The organism is Primorskyibacter sedentarius (assembly GCF_004342065.1).
Classification (GTDB): domain Bacteria; phylum Pseudomonadota; class Alphaproteobacteria; order Rhodobacterales; family Rhodobacteraceae; genus Primorskyibacter; species Primorskyibacter sedentarius.
The window spans coordinates 1-1655 of sequence record NZ_SLZU01000073.1 but is presented as its reverse complement, the minus strand read 5'-3'; the positions used below and the strand labels follow the sequence as shown (position 1 = coordinate 1655).

Below are 1655 nucleotides of genomic sequence, written 5' to 3'. Positions count from 1 at the left end.
ACAGACGACGGGGCGCGGCACCTATGTGCCTTTGGTATTCCAACCCGGCGAAGCCTTCCAATTCGACTGGAGCGAGGACTGGGCCAATATCGGTGGTGAAAGGGTCAAACTTCAGGTCGCGCATATCAAACTGTCACACAGCCGCGCGTTCCTGGTGCGCGCTTACCCACTGCAAACACACGTCCCTCTCGTGACATTTCCTGCGGAAATACACTGCCGGTCAATGGATGCTCTTCGACGCGCACTGGCACGCTTTCCGTGTGTTTGGCGGCGTGCCTGGTCGCGGGATCTATGACAGCGGGAATTGTCCGCCGTTGGTCCGAGGACAATGGACGCGAAGACCGCCGTTGATCGTGTGGGCAAAGGCAAGCAGCGGGACGTCAATGCGCGCTTCAAGGCTATGGCCAGCCACTACGTGTTTGAACCCAAGTTCTGCAATCCGGCTGCGGGTTGGGAGAAAGGTCAGGTCGAGAAGAACGTGCAGGATGCACGTCACCGCATGTGGCAGGTCATGCCGGTCTTTGCCGATCTGGACGAGTTGAACCAATGGTTTGAAGAGCGCTGTATCGCCCTTTGGACAGAGACACCGCACAAGGCTTTGCCGGGTTCCATCGCTGTCGTGTGGGAGGCCGAGAAGCCCATGCTGATGGCGCTGCCACCCGCCTTTGACGGGTTTATCGAACACAGCAAACGCGTGTCATCAACATGCCTGATTACCTTCGAGCGCAATCGCTACAGCGTGCCCGCCAGTTTTGCCAACCGCCGTGTCAGCCTGCATGTCTACCCGGAACGCTTGGTGATTGTCGCAGAAGGGCAAACGGTTTGCGAGCATACGCGGATCATCGAGCGGTCTCATCGCAAGCCCGGCAAAGTCATCTATGATTGGCGTCACTATCTCGCGCTCGTCCATTGTCCTCGGACCAATGGCGGACAAGGCCTCGCTCCAACGCAAACCAGGTGCCTTACGCAATGGCGCGCCGTTCACGGAGATGCCGGATGCCTTCCGGCAACTGCAGGATCACATGCTACGCAAAGAAGGCGGAGACCGAGAAATGGTCGATATTCTGTCATTGGTTCTTCAGCACAACGAGGCAGACGTACTGTGCGCGGTGGAACTGGCTTTGGAAGCGGGCGTGCCCACCAAGACGCACATTCTGAACCTGCTGCATCGACTGATCGACCGCAAACCAACAGACCATCCCGAGGTCGATCCGCCGGACGCACTGGCATTGCAAACAACGCCAGAGGCCAACGTAGACCGCTATGACGGGCTGAGACAGGCCGGGGAGAAGCGCCATGCGTCATGACCCAGCCGGAGCCTCGATCGTGATCATGCTGCGCAGCCTCAAGCTCTATGGCATGGCAAATGCGGTCGAAGACCTGGTCGCCCAGGGCGCCCCAGCATTCGAGGCTGCTACACCAATGCTGTCGCAGCTCCTCAAGGCAGAGATCGCAGAACGTGAAGTGCGGTCCATTGCATACCACACAAAAGTGGCGCGCTTTCCGGCATATAAGGACCTTACTGGCTTCGATTTTGCGTCCAGTGAGATCAACGAAGCAACAGTTCGGCAGCTGCATCGATGCGAGTTCATCGAAGCGGCCGAGAATGTCGTGCTGATCCACTGCCCGGCAGGGTATTGCGCAGCAATGACCCG

The 1655-nt window shown here is 58.4% G+C and carries 1 protein-coding gene and 1 pseudogene; both read left to right on the top strand.

Annotation, left to right across the window (positions count from 1 at the left end; translation table 11 throughout):
- A pseudogene (istA, locus tag EDD52_RS23505) lies at positions 1 to 1307 on the top strand (IS21 family transposase); the annotation flags it as partial.
- On the top strand, positions 1297 to 1655 hold a 359-nt coding region (locus EDD52_RS23500; protein WP_165907662.1), incomplete at its 3' end, for an ATP-binding protein. The pseudogene istA and the gene EDD52_RS23500, both read left to right, overlap by 11 nt.